Source organism: Bacillus bingmayongensis, from assembly GCF_000299035.1.
In the GTDB taxonomy this organism is placed as follows: Bacteria; Bacillota; Bacilli; order Bacillales; family Bacillaceae_G; genus Bacillus_A; species Bacillus_A bingmayongensis.
Map to the genome: position 1 here is coordinate 64,625 of NZ_JH921517.1, position 16,239 is coordinate 80,863.

At 38.2% G+C, this 16,239-nt stretch carries 14 protein-coding genes and 1 other annotated feature; of the genes, 13 read left to right on the forward strand and 1 reads right to left on the reverse strand.

Annotated elements, in window-relative coordinates; genetic code table 11:
• Positions 1-2 precede the first annotated feature (2 nt).
• From Y7E_RS0107300 to ysxE, 7 genes are all read left to right on the forward strand, one after another.
• Entirely contained in the window at positions 3-836 is an 834-nt protein-coding gene (locus tag Y7E_RS0107300; RefSeq protein ID WP_017150628.1) for a cytochrome c biogenesis protein, read from the forward strand.
• A gap of 15 nt (positions 837-851) precedes the next feature.
• Complete coding sequence (gene hemC / locus Y7E_RS0107305) at positions 852-1,781, forward strand: hydroxymethylbilane synthase (RefSeq protein ID WP_017150629.1); 930 nt, start codon at positions 852-854, stop codon at positions 1,779-1,781.
• 2 nt (positions 1,782-1,783) lie between these two features.
• On the forward strand, positions 1,784-2,542 hold the full coding sequence (gene hemD, locus Y7E_RS0107310; protein ID WP_017150630.1) for a uroporphyrinogen-III synthase: 759 nt from the start codon (positions 1,784-1,786) through the stop codon (positions 2,540-2,542).
• Positions 2,543-2,574: 32 nt separating this feature from the next.
• Positions 2,575-3,564 (forward strand): porphobilinogen synthase, encoded by a 990-nt coding sequence (gene hemB / locus Y7E_RS0107315; RefSeq protein WP_017150631.1) that lies wholly within the window; start codon positions 2,575-2,577, stop codon positions 3,562-3,564.
• Complete coding sequence (gene hemL, locus Y7E_RS0107320; RefSeq protein ID WP_017150632.1) at positions 3,564-4,853, forward strand: glutamate-1-semialdehyde 2,1-aminomutase; 1,290 nt, start codon at positions 3,564-3,566, stop codon at positions 4,851-4,853. The genes hemB and hemL overlap by 1 nt, the downstream gene beginning before the upstream one ends.
• A gap of 318 nt (positions 4,854-5,171) precedes the next feature.
• The gene (gene spoVID, locus Y7E_RS0107325) at positions 5,172-6,266 is read left to right on the forward strand and encodes a stage VI sporulation protein D (protein ID WP_081584571.1); all 1,095 of its coding nucleotides are present in this window, start codon (positions 5,172-5,174) and stop codon (positions 6,264-6,266) included.
• Positions 6,267-6,488: 222 nt separating this feature from the next.
• Positions 6,489-7,514: a spore coat protein YsxE gene (gene ysxE, locus Y7E_RS0107330; RefSeq protein ID WP_026049133.1), complete on the forward strand. Its 1,026-nt coding sequence runs from the start codon at positions 6,489-6,491 to the stop codon at positions 7,512-7,514.
• Between the two features lie 27 nt (positions 7,515-7,541).
• Here ysxE and Y7E_RS31500 read toward each other — a convergent pair whose 3' ends face one another.
• Positions 7,542-7,736 (reverse strand): hypothetical protein, encoded by a 195-nt coding sequence (locus Y7E_RS31500; RefSeq protein WP_079999563.1) that lies wholly within the window; start codon positions 7,734-7,736, stop codon positions 7,542-7,544.
• Positions 7,737-8,026: 290 nt separating this feature from the next.
• Positions 8,027-8,258 (forward strand) — a binding site (T-box leader).
• A 37-nt stretch (positions 8,259-8,295) separates the two neighbouring features.
• Between Y7E_RS31500 and Y7E_RS0107340 the strand changes: the two genes are divergently transcribed.
• The 6 genes from Y7E_RS0107340 to mreB all read left to right on the forward strand — a co-directional run bounded on the left by Y7E_RS0107340 (position 8,296) and on the right by mreB (position 16,219).
• Complete coding sequence (locus Y7E_RS0107340; protein WP_017150636.1) at positions 8,296-10,935, forward strand: valine--tRNA ligase; 2,640 nt, start codon at positions 8,296-8,298, stop codon at positions 10,933-10,935.
• 101 nt (positions 10,936-11,036) lie between these two features.
• Positions 11,037-12,338, forward strand: coding sequence for a bifunctional folylpolyglutamate synthase/dihydrofolate synthase (locus Y7E_RS0107345; RefSeq protein ID WP_017150637.1), 1,302 nt, complete (start codon positions 11,037-11,039; stop codon positions 12,336-12,338).
• Between the two features lie 166 nt (positions 12,339-12,504).
• Positions 12,505-13,464: a hypothetical protein gene (locus Y7E_RS0107350; protein ID WP_017150638.1), complete on the forward strand. Its 960-nt coding sequence runs from the start codon at positions 12,505-12,507 to the stop codon at positions 13,462-13,464.
• 278 nt (positions 13,465-13,742) lie between these two features.
• Positions 13,743-14,318, forward strand: coding sequence for a Maf family protein (locus Y7E_RS0107355; RefSeq protein WP_017150639.1), 576 nt, complete (start codon positions 13,743-13,745; stop codon positions 14,316-14,318).
• Between the two features lie 47 nt (positions 14,319-14,365).
• A complete protein-coding gene (gene radC, locus Y7E_RS0107360; RefSeq protein WP_017150640.1) occupies positions 14,366-15,043 on the forward strand; it encodes a RadC family protein in 678 nt (225 codons plus the stop codon).
• Between the two features lie 159 nt (positions 15,044-15,202).
• Complete coding sequence (gene mreB, locus Y7E_RS0107365; protein WP_017150641.1) at positions 15,203-16,219, forward strand: cell shape-determining protein MreB; 1,017 nt, start codon at positions 15,203-15,205, stop codon at positions 16,217-16,219.
• The last annotated feature ends 20 nt before the right edge of the window (positions 16,220-16,239 follow it).

Consider the following 16,239-nt stretch of genomic DNA (forward strand, 5'->3'; position numbering starts at 1 on the left):
GGATGGGCTTTTTAAATAATAGTATAATTTATCATATCGCAATTGTTTTATATGCTTGTAGCATTAGTTTATATTTTATAGATTATTTCCAAAGTAACCGAAAGGCGAATCGAATTGCTTTTTGGTTACTTGCGATTGTATGGGTATTACAGTCTGTTTTTATGTTACTTCGGGCCACGGAATCAGAGACGAATCCGATTTTAACATTATTATCAGGAATTTATTTTTATGTGTGGTTATTAATTACGATGTCACTCGTAATCAATCGATTTATGCGCATTGACTTTTTAGTCTTTTTTACAAATGTCATTGCTTTTGGCGTAAGCGCTTTTTCTATTTTCACTCCGCTCGGAAAAATGTCGCCGGTACTCGCGCAGCAATTAGTTTCAGAACTTGTATACGTGCATGTAGGAATGGCGATTATTTCCTATGCGGCGTTTACAGTATCGTTTATTTTTTCCATTATGTACTTGTTGCAATATCGATTATTAAAACAGAAAAAATGGAATGCGAGATTAAGACGGTTAGGAAACTTACCGAAGCTTGAGTCGATGTCATATGGATTAAATTTATTTTCTGTTCCGTTTTTCCTATTAGCTATTTTACTTGGATGTATATGGGGATATACAAAACTAGATAATTTCCATTGGTATGACACGAAAGTAATCGGGTCTTTTGTTGTTTTATTTGTCTATTGCATGGGTTTATATTTACGAGGATCAGATATATTGCAAGGTAAGAAGATTATAAATTGGAACATTGGAGCCTTTCTCGTTATGTTAATTAATATTTTTCTATTAAGCAGTTTATCCAATTTCCACTTTTGGTATTTATAATGAGGAGAGAAAATTATGCGCAAAATTATTGTAGGTTCAAGAAAGAGTAAGCTAGCATTAACGCAAACAAATTGGTTTATTGATCAATTAAAAGCGCTTGGTTTACCATATGAATTTGAAGTGAAAGAAATCGTTACAAAAGGTGATGTTATTTTAGATGTAACGCTTTCCAAAGTAGGCGGGAAAGGCTTGTTTGTAAAAGAAATTGAGCATGCGCTGCTTACGAAAGAAATCGATATGGCTGTACATAGTATGAAGGATATGCCAGCTGTACTTCCAGACGGATTAACAATTGGATGTATACCAAAGCGTGTCGATCCACGTGATGCGTTCATTTCAAAAAACGGGGAATCATTTGAGGACTTAGCAGAAGGATCGATTCTTGGTACAAGTAGTTTAAGACGTAGTGCACAGTTATTAGCTGCTAGACCAGATTTACAAGTGAAGTGGATTCGTGGAAATATTGATACGAGATTACGTAAATTAAAAGAAGAAGACTATGATGCAATCATTTTAGCAACAGCTGGATTACAGAGAATGGGCTGGGATGATGATGTAATTACAGAACACTTAGATGAAACATTATGTGTACCAGCTGTAGGACAAGGTGCCTTAGCGATTGAATGTCGTGAGGATGATAAAGATTTATTGCAATTATTATCATATATTAATGATGCTGTAACAGAACGAACAGTGGCAGCTGAACGAGTATTCCTTCATAAACTTGAAGGTGGATGCCAAGTTCCGATTGCTGGATATGCAACGCTTGGGGAGAATAATGAAATTGAATTAACAGCTCTTGTCGGTTCTATGGATGGTTCAGTCTTGTTAAAAGAAATAGTTGTTGGCGAAAATCCAGAACAAGTTGGCTTAGAAGCAGCGGATCGTTTAATTAAGCAAGGAGCAAAAGAGCTCATTCTCGCTGCAAATAAGGAGCAACAGTAATCATGGGTGCTCTTGCTGGCAAAACAGTACTGATTACGCGTGCCCAGCATCAAGCAAAACAAATGAGTGCAGCGGTGAAAAAAGAGAGCGGAATTCCATTGGAAATTCCGCTTTTGCATATAGAAGGTGCATCTCAGAAAGAATTTCAAGGTGTATCGCAGCAGCTACACTTATATGATTGGGTTATTTTTACGAGTAAAAATGGGGTAAGCTTCTTTCTAGATGGCTTAGGTGAGAAAATCCCACCTACTGTTCGCATAGCTGTAGTAGGTAGGAAAACAGGGCAAGAATTAGAAAAGCGGGGTTATAAGGTTCAGTTTGTTCCAACGGCGTTTGTCGCTGAAACTTTTGCAGAAGAATTTGTAAGAGAATTGAATGGGACAGAGCGTATTTTATTTCCAAAAGGGAACTTAGCTAGAGATATTATTCCAAATAAACTTCGCGAGCTTGGTATATATTTAGAAGAGTTTGTTGTGTATGAAACGAAAACAAATCATGATAAGCAGCAAGATCTCATCGCAGCTCTAGAATCAGGTAAGATAGATGTTGTTACATTTACGAGCCCTTCTACCGTTACAAGCTTTGTGAAATTACTTGAGGGCACAAACTGGAGAGAATGGATAAAAAAATGTACAATTGCTTGTATAGGACCGATAACAGAGCAAGAGGCAAGGCGTTATTTTGCCGATGTAATCGTTCCGAAAGAATATACGGTAGAAGCGTTAATACAATGCATTTCAAAATATAATCAAAATGCATAATCTAAATAAAAAAGAATGGGAGATAGAAATCTATGAATTCTTTACAATTTAATCGTCATCGTCGTTTAAGACAAAGCGGAAATATGCGTGCGCTTGTACGTGAAACATTTTTACATACAGAAGATTTTATTTATCCTATTTTTGTACTAGAAGGAGAGAATGTTCGTAACGAAGTTCCTTCTATGCCAGATGTATATCAAATTTCTTTAGATCTTCTGCAAGCTGAAATGCAAGAAGTTGTAGATTTAGGTATTCGTTCTGTTATTGTATTTGGCTTGCCTGCTGAAAAAGATGAAGTTGGATCTTCTGCATTTTGTGAGCACGGCATTGTACAACGTGCAATCAAACAAATTAAAGAGCAGTTTCCAGAGTTAGTAGTAGTTGCGGATACATGTTTATGTCAATATACAAGCCATGGGCATTGCGGCGTTATTGAAAATGGAATCATTTTAAATGATGAATCTTTAGAAGTTCTTGCAAAAACAGCAGTGAGCCAAGCGAAAGCAGGAGCAGATATTATCGCACCATCTAACATGATGGACGGATTTGTAACTGCAATTCGCCATGCTTTAGATGAAAATGGTTTTGCACACGTGCCAGTTATGTCATATGCGGTGAAATACTCATCTGCATTTTACGGTCCATTCCGCGATGCAGCGCACGGTGCACCGCAATTTGGTGATCGTAAGACATATCAAATGGATCCAGCAAACCGCATGGAAGCATTCCGTGAAGCTAAATCAGATGTAATGGAAGGGGCAGATTTCTTAATTGTAAAACCAGCTCTTTCTTACTTAGATATTATTCGTGATGTGAAAAATAATTTCAATTTACCGATTGTTGCTTATAACGTGAGCGGAGAATATTCGATGATTAAAGCAGCAGCGCAAAATGGTTGGATTAATGAAAAAGAGATTGTACTTGAGAAATTATTAAGCATGAAACGTGCGGGAGCAGATTTAATCGTTACGTACCATGCGAAAGACGCAGCACGATGGTTACACGAAGGAGGCGCACAATAATGAAAAAGTTTGATAAATCCATTGAAGCATTTACGACGGCGCAAGATTTAATGCCTGGTGGTGTAAACAGCCCAGTTCGTGCATTTAAATCCGTTGGTATGAATCCATTATTTATGGAGCGCGGAAAAGGCTCTAAGGTGTACGATATCGATGGGAATGAATACATCGATTACGTATTATCATGGGGACCGCTTATTCACGGACATGCAAATGAGCGCGTTGTAGAATCATTAAAAGCTGTTGCGGAAAAAGGAACAAGCTTTGGTGCGCCAACAGAAATTGAAAATAAATTAGCGCAGCTTGTAATCGAGCGTGTGCCATCGATTGAGATTGTACGTATGGTAAACTCAGGAACGGAAGCAACAATGAGTGCACTTCGTTTAGCTCGTGGGTATACAGGTCGTAATAAAATTTTGAAATTCATCGGTTGTTACCATGGGCATGGTGACTCATTATTAATTAAAGCTGGTTCTGGTGTTGCAACGCTTGGTTTACCAGATAGCCCTGGTGTACCAGAAGGTGTAGCGAAAAATACAATTACAGTAGCGTATAACGATTTAGAGAGTGTAAAATATGCGTTCGAACAATTCGGTGATGATATCGCTTGTGTTATCGTAGAACCAGTAGCAGGAAATATGGGAGTAGTACCGCCACAGCCAGGATTTTTAGAAGGTCTTCGTGAAGTGACAGAGCAAAATGGTGCACTGCTTATTTTTGATGAAGTAATGACAGGATTCCGCGTTGCTTACAACTGTGGACAAGGTTATTACGGTGTAACGCCTGACTTAACTTGTTTAGGAAAAGTAATCGGTGGTGGTTTACCAGTAGGAGCATATGGCGGTAAAGCAGAAATTATGCGCCAAGTTGCACCGAGCGGACCAATTTATCAAGCGGGTACATTATCTGGTAACCCTCTAGCAATGACTGCAGGTTATGAAACATTAGTACAATTAACACCAGAATGTTATGAAGAGTTTGAGCGTAAAGCTGAAATGTTAGAAAACGGCCTACGTAAAGCAGCTGAAAAACACGGTATTCCGCATCATATAAACCGCGCAGGTTCAATGATTGGTATATTCTTCACGAATGAACCAGTTATTAACTATGATGCAGCAAAAACTTCAAACTTAGAATTCTTTGCAGCTTACTATCGTGAAATGGTAGAACAAGGTGTATTCTTACCACCTTCTCAATTTGAAGGATTATTCTTATCAACAGCACATAGTGATGCAGATATTGAAGCAACGATTGCAGCAGCAGAAATTGCGATGTCGAAATTAAAAGCGTAAAGTAAAAAAGGTTGTCAGGGAGAGTCCTGGTAACCTTTTTTATTTATCCCGCTATTTGCGGGCAGTAAGATCCCCACCTCAAGATTCAGAGAGAAACGAGAAAGATAGGTGGGGGATAACTGCCCATAAAAGCCCGATTGGTGAGGACTAACTATCAGTGGGGGATGAAGAACCCCCCCACTGATGGAAGTTTCACTTTATCTCTGAAAATCATGTTGTATATTGTCGAAGCGCCGATATATGAAAAATCAATAGGAAGCTCTCATGTGCAGTTCGATTTTTTACTCATAAAATGACTCCCGTGCACATAAATCTGTAATGACATACAGTTTGGGAGGGGGAAAAGAAGTGGCAACAGATCATTCATTACGATTTTCATTAAAAGAATCGGTTTGGTTCCAAAAAGGACAGGAAGTCGAAGAACTTTTGTCAATTTCGTTAGATCCAGACGTTGAGATAGAAGAGCTTGAATACGAGGTAATTGTGAGAGGACAATTGGATTTAACGGGGGAATATATTGCAAGGCAAGATGATTCTGCGTTTTCATTACGAGATTTATCCCCTGCGAAATCCATTGATTATGTAGAAATGCGAGAAGATGGTGTAAACGAACTTGTACACTCTTTTCCGTTAGAAATCTCGATTCCGCGAAACCGAGTGAAACAAGTTGAAGAATTGTATGTTTCCATTGAGGAATTTGATTATGAATTAAAGGAAAACGGTTGTTTACAACTATTAGCGGATGTATCGATATCTGGATTATGTGAGGGTGAGAGAATACAGAATGAAGTGCAAGAGGAAGAAGTTGAAAGAGAGCCGGAAATCACGGTAATGAATGAGGAAGAAGTTGAGCGAGCACCGGAAATCGCGGTAGTGAATGAGGAAGAAGTTGAAAGAGAGCCAGAGATCACGGTAGTAAATGAGGATAAAACACCAGTAGAAGTGGAAGAAGTAACAGTTCATACAGAATCAGATGGATGGGAGGATTATGCATTTGAGCCCTTCCAATTAGAGGCGCGTAAAGAACAAGAGTTAGAAGAGGTAGAGGATTTAAAAGAACATGAAGAGGAAGAACGAGAAGAAGCGAAAGAAACTACACCACAGTTTGAATTGTTTGGCCGGAAGAACTTTAAGAAAGAGAAGGAAAAGGAATTACAGGAAGAAGTAGAAGCTGCATACTCACAACGGGATGAAAATGCATTATACTTAACAAAATTGTTTACGAAAGAGCCGGAAGAAGAGTTTACGAAATTACGTATGTATTTTGTGCAAGAAGGAGATACAATTGAATCGGTTGCGGAGCGATATGAAACATCTGTCCAGCATCTACACCGCTTGAATCAAACAGATGAAGTATATTTAACTGCAGGGCAAATTATATATATACCTGTGCCAAGAGTGAAGACAAAGTGAGTGAAGAAGCTTCTCTTCACCTCTTTTCTTTTTATCCCGCTATTAGCGGGCAGTAATCCCACAACCTCAAGATTCAGAGAGGGACGAGGAAGTTAGGTGTGAGGATAGACTGCTGTAAAAGCCCGATTGGTGAGGGATCATAATCAGTGGGGGATGGAGAAAACCCCCACTGATTAAAGTTTCACTTTATCTTACGTGTTTGAATGAGAAAGGATCATTCGTATGGATATAGAATTGCGAGATCGTTATGCCCCGATAGTACAGCGATATCAATTGGATGCCCATCATATGGAAGAGCACGGAAGTGTCATAAAAATTTATACGAATCAAGGTCCATATGCATTGAAAAAATTACCGTCTCATAGATTGAAACGAAATAATTTAATGTATCATGTTCAATTTTTACGTGAAAAGGGATTTACACATTATGCCCCGATTTACCATGCGAAAGATGGAAATCATATTTTGAGCGATGGAACATATAATTATTATTTAATGCCTTGGCTGGAGCGAGCAGAAGGGAACGGAGAGGACAATGATCAATATCATAAAATGTTTCAGACGCTAGCGCTGCTTCATCAAAGGACGGTAAAGGAAGAAACATATACTGAAGAAGCGTTAGAGGAGCATTATACAAATGTCTCTGATCGTTGGGAGAAAGATGGGGAGCTCTTAGAGGAATTCCTTGTAGAGTCTGAGGCAAAATGGTATATGTCTCCGTTTGAACTACAGTATTGTACGTATTTTCATCATGTGATGAGGGCGCGTGAATTTGCAACGAAACAGCTTTCGGAGTGGCATGAAGCGATGAAAGAGAAAGAAAAAACACGCGTTTCTTTTATTCATGGCAATGTATCGATGAATCATTTTTTATTTGATTATGAACGAAACGGTTATTTTATTAGTTTAGAGAGGTCTCAATTTGCAACACCAGTTCAAGATCTTGTTCGCTTTTATTCCCGCTCATTGAACACATATCCAATTGCGAGAAGTGATCGCTTTGAATGGTATCAGGTGTATCAAAAGAATTTTCCGTTTACGAAAGAAGAACAACTCCTTATGTTTGCTTATCTAACATATCCATCCCCATTTATTCGGCAAATCCAATCTTATACAAGCAAGCAGCAGAGCCGTGGTGAAAAGAAAGAACTTCAAGGTGTGAAAATGTTACAGCAAGCGCATTGGCTTGTAAGTAATATAGAATATTTCATTTCACAATTACAAGCTGCGCAGCAAGGAAATGAATAATAGCCGTAGTCTCAAGACGCTGTGAGGCTACGGCTGAAAATGTAAGCGGATTGTGGCTACAACAAAGATGATAAGGATGATGAAATCTAAGAAGGTTGGAAGCAGTAATGTTCGAATTCCTTGGAAAATAGTAAGTGGAATAGCAAAATCAGAAAAAATCGTTTGTAAATTCCTAACCCATGAAGGGGCTGAAAAATTGTAGGTGCGTCGGTATCGTCGCATAATCAATCATTCCTCCGTACAGAAAGCATTTACTACACATTGAGCTTGAAAGGTGAAGGTGCAATATTACAGTATGCAGGATAAGTACCTAAGGTGCTTGTGCTGCTTTTTTCATTTTTCGTACATAGGTTGCAAAAAAATGCTTACGCTAATTGACGATTGTACACTGTTTTTTTGATAATTAGGAAAGAACGGAGTCTATCAACTGTAGAAATTTGATGAAAAATATTTTTATCTTGACGAATATGGTTTCGTTTTTTACACTATTGTATATAATAAATAACAATTATATAAATACGTTGAAGGGGAAGAGTATAACATTAAACGTCTGCAGAGAGGAGAATTATTAGCTGTGAGATTCTCTAGATAGTCATGTTAGAAGGTAGCCCTGGAGTATCTTTTCTGAACGGAGTCATTCTCATTAGGAAAAGACGGACCTGTCCGTTATCCAATTAAGAGTATAAGCAAATTTTGAATTTGTTTGTAAATAAAGGTGGTACCACGATGTCCCTCGTCCTTTTTGGATGAGGGGCATTTTTTATTTTAAGGAGGGAAAATAATGTCAAACACGGAAAAGAATTTACCGACTAAATATGATCATATGTCCGTTGAAGAAGGCCGTTATAAATGGTGGCTTGATGGCAAATATTTCGAAGCAAAAGGAGATGCAGAAAAACAGCCATATACAATTGTAATTCCACCTCCAAACGTAACAGGTAAATTGCATTTAGGGCACGCTTGGGATACGACACTTCAAGATATTTTAACGCGTACAAAGCGTATGCAAGGATACGATGTATTATGGCTTCCAGGAATGGACCATGCAGGTATCGCAACACAGGCAAAAGTAGAAGGAAAACTTCGTGAAGAAGGTATTTCACGTTACGATCTTGGCCGTGAGAAATTCCTTGAAAAAGCATGGGAATGGAAGGAAGAATATGCTTCTCACATTCGTCAGCAATGGGGAAAAGTTGGTTTAGGATTAGATTACTCTCGTGAGCGCTTTACATTAGACGAAGGTTTATCTGATGCAGTTAATAAAGTATTCGTTCAATTATACGAAAAAGGCTTAATTTACCGCGGAGAATATATTATTAACTGGGACCCAGCAACACGTACTGCCCTTTCTGATATTGAAGTAATTCATAAAGACGTTCAAGGTGCATTCTACCATATGAACTACCCATTAACAGACGGTTCTGGTCACATTCGCCTAGCGACAACTCGTCCAGAAACAATGCTTGGTGATACAGCAGTAGCGGTTCATCCAGAAGACGATCGCTACAAACATTTAATCGGAAAAACAGTTACACTTCCAATCGTAGATCGTGAAATTCCGATTATTGCTGATGAGTATGTAGAAAAAGATTTCGGAACAGGTGTTGTGAAAATTACACCAGCTCATGATCCGAATGACTTTGAAGTAGGTAACCGCCATGACTTACCACGCATTCTTGTAATGAACGAAGATGGCACAATGAATGAAAAAGCGGGTAAATATAACGGCATGGATCGTTTCGAATGCCGTAAGCAATTAGTAAAAGACTTGCAAGAAGCAGGCGTATTAGTAGAAATTGAGCCTCATATGCATGCGGTTGGTCATAGTGAGCGTAGCGGAGCGGTTGTTGAGCCTTACTTATCAACACAATGGTTCGTAAAAATGGCACCACTTGCAGAAAAGGCAGTTGCATTACAACAAAAAGAAGAAGAGAAAGTAACGTTCGTACCAGATCGTTTCGAGAACACATACTTACGCTGGATGGAAAACATTCATGACTGGTGTATTTCTCGTCAATTATGGTGGGGACATCGCATTCCAGCTTGGTATCATAAAGAAACTGGTGAAGTATACGTAGGTACAGAAGCACCAGCAGATATTGAAAACTGGAATCAAGACAATGATGTACTTGATACATGGTTTAGCTCAGCATTATGGCCATTCTCAACACTTGGTTGGCCAAATGAAGATGCAGCAGACTTCAAACGTTACTATTCAACAGATGCACTTGTAACTGGTTATGACATCATCTTCTTCTGGGTATCTCGTATGATTTTCCAAGGTTTAGAGTTTACAGGAGAGCGTCCATTTAAAGACGTATTAATTCATGGTCTTGTTCGCGATGAGCAAGGACGTAAAATGAGTAAATCTCTTGGTAACGGTATTGATCCAATGGAAGTTATCGAGAAGTACGGTGCAGATGCGATGCGCTTCTTCTTATCAACAGGAAGTGCGCCAGGTCAAGATTTACGCTTCAGCATGGAGAAAGTAGAATCTACTTGGAACTTCATCAATAAAATTTGGAACGCGTCTCGTTTCGTATTAATGAACATGGATGATATGAAATATGAAGATATCGATTTAACTGGTGAAAAATCAGTTGCAGATAAGTGGATTTTAACTCGCTTAAATGAAACAATTGAAAGTGTAACACGTAACATGGATAAGTATGAATTTGGTGAAGCTGGCCGTGCGTTATACAACTTCATTTGGGACGATTTCTGTGACTGGTACATTGAAATGGCGAAACTTCCGTTATATGGCGAAGATGAAGCGGCGAAGAAAACAACTCGTTCTGTTTTAGCATATGTATTAGATCAAACGATGCGTTTATTACACCCATTCATGCCATTCGTAACAGAGAAAATTTGGCAGCACTTACCTCATGAAGGTGAATCTATTACAGTAGCAGCGTGGCCAACAGTTCGAGAAGATTTACAAGACAAAGAAGCAGCGGCAGAAATGCACCTTCTTGTTGATATCATTCGCTCTGTTCGTAACATTCGTGCTGAAGTAAATACGCCAATGAGCAAAAAAGTTCAATTGCAAATTAAAGCAAAAGACGAAGCAGTATTAGCACAGCTTACGAAAAACAGCTCTTACATCGAGCGTTTCTGTAATCCAAGCGAATTAACAATTAAGACGGATTTACAAGCGCCAGAAAAAGCGATGACGGCAATCGTATCAGGTGCAGAGTTATTCTTACCGTTAGCTGATCTTATCAATCTTGATGAAGAGAAAGCACGCCTTGAAAAAGAACTTGAGAAGTTTGATAAAGAGGTAGAACGCGTACAGAAGAAACTTGCAAACCAAGGTTTCGTAGCAAAAGCTCCAGCAGCAGTTATTGAAGGAGAGCGTGCGAAAGAACAAGATTACTTAGAAAAACGCGAAGCAGTTCGTCAACGTCTAGCTGATCTTTAAAAATAAAAATCGTTTTAAAGAGATTCACCATATTGGTGAGTCTCTTTTATTTGCGTATAATAGGATTAAGAAGGTTGTTTTTTGAAAGGGGAAAGGCAAGCGTGGTACATACATACGAAGAAGCAATAAGCTGGATTCATAGCCGATTAAAGTTTGGCATTAAGCCAGGATTAGAAAGAATGCAGTGGATGCTAGAGGAACTTGGAAATCCTGAGCGTCATATAAAATGTGTTCATCTTGCAGGAACAAATGGCAAAGGTTCAACTTTAACATATATGCGTTATATGTTAGAGGCGGGAAAATATAAGGTCGGGACATTTACGTCTCCATATATTGAAACATTTAATGAACGAATTGGTGTGAATGGAAAACCAATTGCAGATACAGAGATTATTGAACTTGTAAATATGGTCAAACCAGTTGTAGAAAAATTAGATGAAACAAATTTAGGAGAAGCAACGGAGTTTGAAATTATTACAGTAATGGCAATCTGCTATTTCGGTAAAATGAATTTCTGTGACATCGTCTTGTTTGAAACAGGGCTTGGTGGTCGTTTTGATTCTACAAATGTGGTTTATCCAGTTCTGACGATTATTACAAATATCGGCCATGATCATATGCATATTTTAGGGAATACGTTAGCGGAAATTGCGTATGAAAAGGCGGGAATTATTAAATCGGGTGTTCCTGTTATTACAGGCGTGCAGGATGAAGAAGCACTTGAGGTTATTCAAAAGGTTGCCAAAGGAAAAAATGCAAACCTTTATGAACTTGGAAAGCAATTTATAGCTGTTCATCAGCGTTCAGATGAAGATGGAGAGCATTTTGATTTTTCTTGTCCGTTTGCTTCATTTGAGGAAGTTCAGATTTCGATGAAAGGAAGCCATCAAGTCGGAAATGCAGCATTAGCACTGATGGGGGTTATGTATCTTAAAACATACCTATCATTCTTAATGGAGGAAGAGCATATTTGCACAGGATTAAGTGAAGCATATTGGATTGGCCGATTTGAACGGTTACAAAGTAATCCTGACGTCATTATAGATGGTGCCCATAACCCTGAAGGAATTGCAAGCCTTGTGAAAACAGTAGAAGCTCATTATAACGATAAAAACGTCATTGTTTTATTTACTGCCCTTGGTGATAAACAGCTAGATAATATGGTAGGACAATTAGAAACAATTGCAGATGAAATGATTTTTACAACATTCACATTTGATCGTGCGATTTCTGCTGAGGAGCTTGCAGCCTACTCGCATAAGGAAACAAAACAAGTTTTTGAGAATTGGAAAGAAGCTGTTGATGCAAAGATAAATGATCTTCAAGAAAATGACGTTTTTATCATAACGGGATCACTTTACTTTATTTCAGAAGTTCGAAAATACATTCGTGAAAGAAACTAGGACAGCAACTGCTGTCCTAGTTTTTTGTTCTACAAATGAAGTCAAATGCATACATATAAGATAACTATATGGGGCAATTTGACGAATCCCTCTGACAAATATCTCGTTTTTTTGTGAAATGAATATGATATGATGCGGACAATGATAAGAGGTGAGGTGTGAGGGTATGGACAAGCAATCACGAACAATCTCGGTTAAGGTAAATGGAACGGAAGCAAAGTATGAAGAAAAGAAGAAAGAAAAAGAAGAATTTGATTGGATGGTAGTTGATAGTGAAACGTCACAAAATGTAGTGCCATTTCAAAAAAACAAGTTACCATCTATCCGGCAGCATCGAAAGAAATGGAGTAATATACTTATTTTTACAGTTACTACTGCGATTATCATTGGCACAATGTTAGGGATGGGAATGCTTCACTTGTTAACGGGACAAGGTACAGCTCGGGAAGCTACAGTAACAAGTGGAGAAAAGAATAATGAAGCAGAGCAAAAAGAAGTAACGGCTGAAGAGAAAAAAGAAGAAAAACCAAAGGTGGGGAGTGCATCTGCTTTAGAACCAATCACTTTATATTTCGTGCAAGGAGGTCTCTATTCTTCTGAAGAAAAGGGACAGGCAGCTACTCAGGAGTGGAAAGATAATGGGGGCGTAGCAGCTATTAAACCAAATGATGACAAGTATTCACTTGTAGTTGGAATTTCTAGTGACGAGCAATCCGTAGATAAATTAATTGGACAATATAAGAAAGATGGTGTATCAGTTTTGAAAAAGAAATGGGAAATTACAGATCGGGCATTGCTGAAAAGTGACAAAGAATCTGGTCCATTGTTAAGTAAGTTGCAGCCATTATACATTCATTTTGTAAAATACTCGACTAGTATACAACCTGGAAGTAAAAGTAATCCAAAAGAAATAGAAACGATTGAAAAGGAATGGAAGGCAATTGAAAAAGAGGGGAAATCAATTAAGCGTGAGGATGTAAAAAAAATATATACGTATGCATCAGTAGCTGTACAAACAATAAAAGAAGGAAAGACTGATAAAGAAGCAGTAGCTAAATTGAATCAAGTTATTATTGATGGTTTGCTTTCTTATGAAAAAGTGGTTTCGCAAAAAGCAAAAGAGTAGGATAATGGAGTAAGGAGTAAGGAGTAAGGAGTAAGGAGTAAGGAGTAAGGAGTAAGGAGTAAGGAGGAAGAAGGAAGAAGGAAGAAGTGTGTATACTTCTTTCTCTTCTTTTGGATTATATATCTATAGAAATGTTTTCTTACTATAGCAGATATAACTCTATAGTAAGAAAATATCATTTCCTAAAAAGAAAATGATATTTTTACAATTTGTCGGAAAGGTACTTGTTTGATACGATCAAGCTATATTTTTCTGCTTTATGTAAGAAAGGAGAACACATGAAAAAACTTATTTTAGCATCTGGGTCACCACGCCGAAAGGAATTACTTGAACTAGCAGATGTACCATTTGAAATTGTTGTAAGTGAAATAGAAGAAACCATCGGTGCGTATTCATCACCTGCTGATATTGTGATGTCACTTGCCTTGCAAAAAGCATCTGCTGTAGCCGAAAATCATGGTGATTGTGTGGTATTAGGTGCAGATACAATTGTTACATATGAATCACGTATTCTTGGTAAGCCTTCTGATGAAGCGGAGGCAAAAGAAATGTTGCAACTATTATCAGGAAAAACACATGAAGTATATACAGGTGTTGCGCTTATTGCAAAAGAAAAAACAGTAACTTTCTATGAGCGTACAGAAGTTACATTTTGGGAGTTAACAGAAGAAGAAATTGATGCGTATATTGCATCGAAAGAACCGCTGGATAAGGCTGGAAGTTACGGTATTCAAGGAAAAGGTTCCATCTTTGTTCAACATATTCAAGGAGATTACTACAGTGTAGTCGGATTACCAATTGCACGTCTTGTTCGTGAATTAAAACAGTTCGATAGTGATGCATCCCATGCGTAAAATTGCATGGGGTTTTCTTTGCGAAAGATTGAAAAAGGAGTGAAAATATGAACGGTATTCGTGATGTTTTGAAAGAAGAACAACCACGGGAGCGTTTATTAGTAGAAGGGGCAAGCAATTTATCGAATCGTGAACTTCTTGCAGTGTTACTTAGAACGGGTTCTAAAGAAGAGTCTGTTCTAACATTAGCGGATCAAATTTTATATCATTTTGACGGATTACGAATGTTGAAAGATGCTACAATAGAAGAGATTACAAGCATTCATGGTGTAGGAGTAGCAAAGGCCTCCCAGTTAATCGCTGCTTTTGAACTAGGAAGGAGAATGGTGCGTTTAGAGTACCAAAATCGATATAGTATTCGGAGTCCAGAAGATTGCGCTAGTTATATGATGGAAGAGATGCGTTTTTTACAACAAGAGCACTTTGTTTGTTTATACTTAAATACGAAAAATCAAGTTATGCATCGGCAGACTGTGTTTATTGGGAGTCTAAATGCCTCAATTGTGCATCCTCGCGAGGTTTTTAAAGAAGCTTTTCGCCGCGCAGCAGCCTCTATTATATGTCTGCATAACCACCCTTCAGGTGATCCTACGCCGAGTCGTGAAGACATTGAAGTGACAAAACGATTGGTAGAGTGCGGGAGGATTATTGGAATTGAAGTCCTTGATCACATTATTATAGGTGACCATAAATTCGTGAGTTTAAAAGAAAAAGGTCATATTTAAGACTATTCTTTTTACTTATTTTGTTTTATAATGTGATTTATGAGTTTTTTGTAGGCATTCGCTTACAATAAAGGATAGAAAATATAAAAACGTACTGTTTTATTATAAATATAAAGTAAGAAAATGAGTCCGTGAAAATGAGAAAGGAAGATAGATGACATGTTTGGATTTGGTGGTTTTACTCGTGATCTTGGAATTGATTTAGGAACAGCGAATACGCTTGTATATGTGAAGGGAAAAGGTGTAGTTTTACGTGAACCTTCAGTTGTAGCTTTGCAAACAGATTCAAAACAAATCGTTGCAGTTGGTAGCGATGCGAAACAAATGATTGGTCGTACACCAGGAAACGTAGTGGCTCTTCGCCCTATGAAAGATGGTGTAATCGCTGACTACGAAACAACAGCGACAATGATGAAATACTATATTCAACAAGCGCAAAAATCAAATGGATTTTTCTCTCGTAAGCCTTATGTAATGGTATGTGTACCATCTGGTATTACTGCTGTAGAAAGACGTGCAGTAATCGATGCAACTCGTCAAGCAGGCGCGCGCGATGCATATCCAATTGAAGAGCCATTTGCAGCAGCAATCGGCGCAAATTTACCTGTTTGGGAACCAACGGGTAGTATGGTTGTTGATATCGGTGGCGGTACTACAGAAGTTGCAATTATTTCTTTAGGTGGGATTGTAACAAGTCAATCTGTTCGTGTTGCTGGTGATGACATGGATGATTCTATCATTCAATACATTAAGAAGAGCTACAACTTAATGATTGGGGAAAGAACAGCAGAGGCATTAAAAATGGAAATCGGGTCTGCTGGCGAGCCAGAAGGTGTTGAGCCAATGGAAATCCGTGGTCGTGATTTAGTAAGTGGTTTACCAAAAACAGTATTAATTAAACCTGAAGAGATTGCTGATGCATTAAAAGACACAGTAGAGGCAATCGTTGAATCAGTGAAAAATACATTAGAAAAAACACCACCTGAATTAGCGGCGGATATTATGGACCGTGGAATTGTGTTAACAGGCGGTGGTGCATTACTTCGTAACTTGGATAAAGTAATTAGTGAAGAAACGAAAATGCCAGTTCTTGTTGCAGAAAATCCGCTTGACTGTGTAGCGATTGGAACAGGTAAAGCTTTAGATAATATCGATCTTTTCAAAACTGCTCGATAATATTCCAAAATAAAAATCAA

What these genes read in the sequence shown, in the direction of transcription:
- mreB (WP_017150641.1), top strand. Translation starts at nt 15,203, where the DNA reads ATGTTTGGATTTGGTGGTTTTACTCGTGATCTTGGAATTGATTTAGGA.
- Y7E_RS0107350 (WP_017150638.1), top strand. Translation starts at nt 12,505, where the DNA reads ATGGACAAGCAATCACGAACAATCTCGGTTAAGGTAAATGGAACGGAA.
- hemL (WP_017150632.1), top strand. Translation starts at nt 3,564, where the DNA reads ATGAAAAAGTTTGATAAATCCATTGAAGCATTTACGACGGCGCAAGAT.
- Y7E_RS0107300 (WP_017150628.1), top strand. Translation starts at nt 3, where the DNA reads ATGGGCTTTTTAAATAATAGTATAATTTATCATATCGCAATTGTTTTA.
- hemB (WP_017150631.1), top strand. Translation starts at nt 2,575, where the DNA reads ATGAATTCTTTACAATTTAATCGTCATCGTCGTTTAAGACAAAGCGGA.
- ysxE (WP_026049133.1), top strand. Translation starts at nt 6,489, where the DNA reads ATGGATATAGAATTGCGAGATCGTTATGCCCCGATAGTACAGCGATAT.
- hemC (WP_017150629.1), top strand. Translation starts at nt 852, where the DNA reads ATGCGCAAAATTATTGTAGGTTCAAGAAAGAGTAAGCTAGCATTAACG.
- hemD (WP_017150630.1), top strand. Translation starts at nt 1,784, where the DNA reads ATGGGTGCTCTTGCTGGCAAAACAGTACTGATTACGCGTGCCCAGCAT.
- Y7E_RS0107355 (WP_017150639.1), top strand. Translation starts at nt 13,743, where the DNA reads ATGAAAAAACTTATTTTAGCATCTGGGTCACCACGCCGAAAGGAATTA.
- Y7E_RS31500 (WP_079999563.1), bottom strand. Translation starts at nt 7,736, where the DNA reads ATGCGACGATACCGACGCACCTACAATTTTTCAGCCCCTTCATGGGTT.
- radC (WP_017150640.1), top strand. Translation starts at nt 14,366, where the DNA reads ATGAACGGTATTCGTGATGTTTTGAAAGAAGAACAACCACGGGAGCGT.
- Y7E_RS0107340 (WP_017150636.1), top strand. Translation starts at nt 8,296, where the DNA reads ATGTCAAACACGGAAAAGAATTTACCGACTAAATATGATCATATGTCC.
- spoVID (WP_081584571.1), top strand. Translation starts at nt 5,172, where the DNA reads ATGACATACAGTTTGGGAGGGGGAAAAGAAGTGGCAACAGATCATTCA.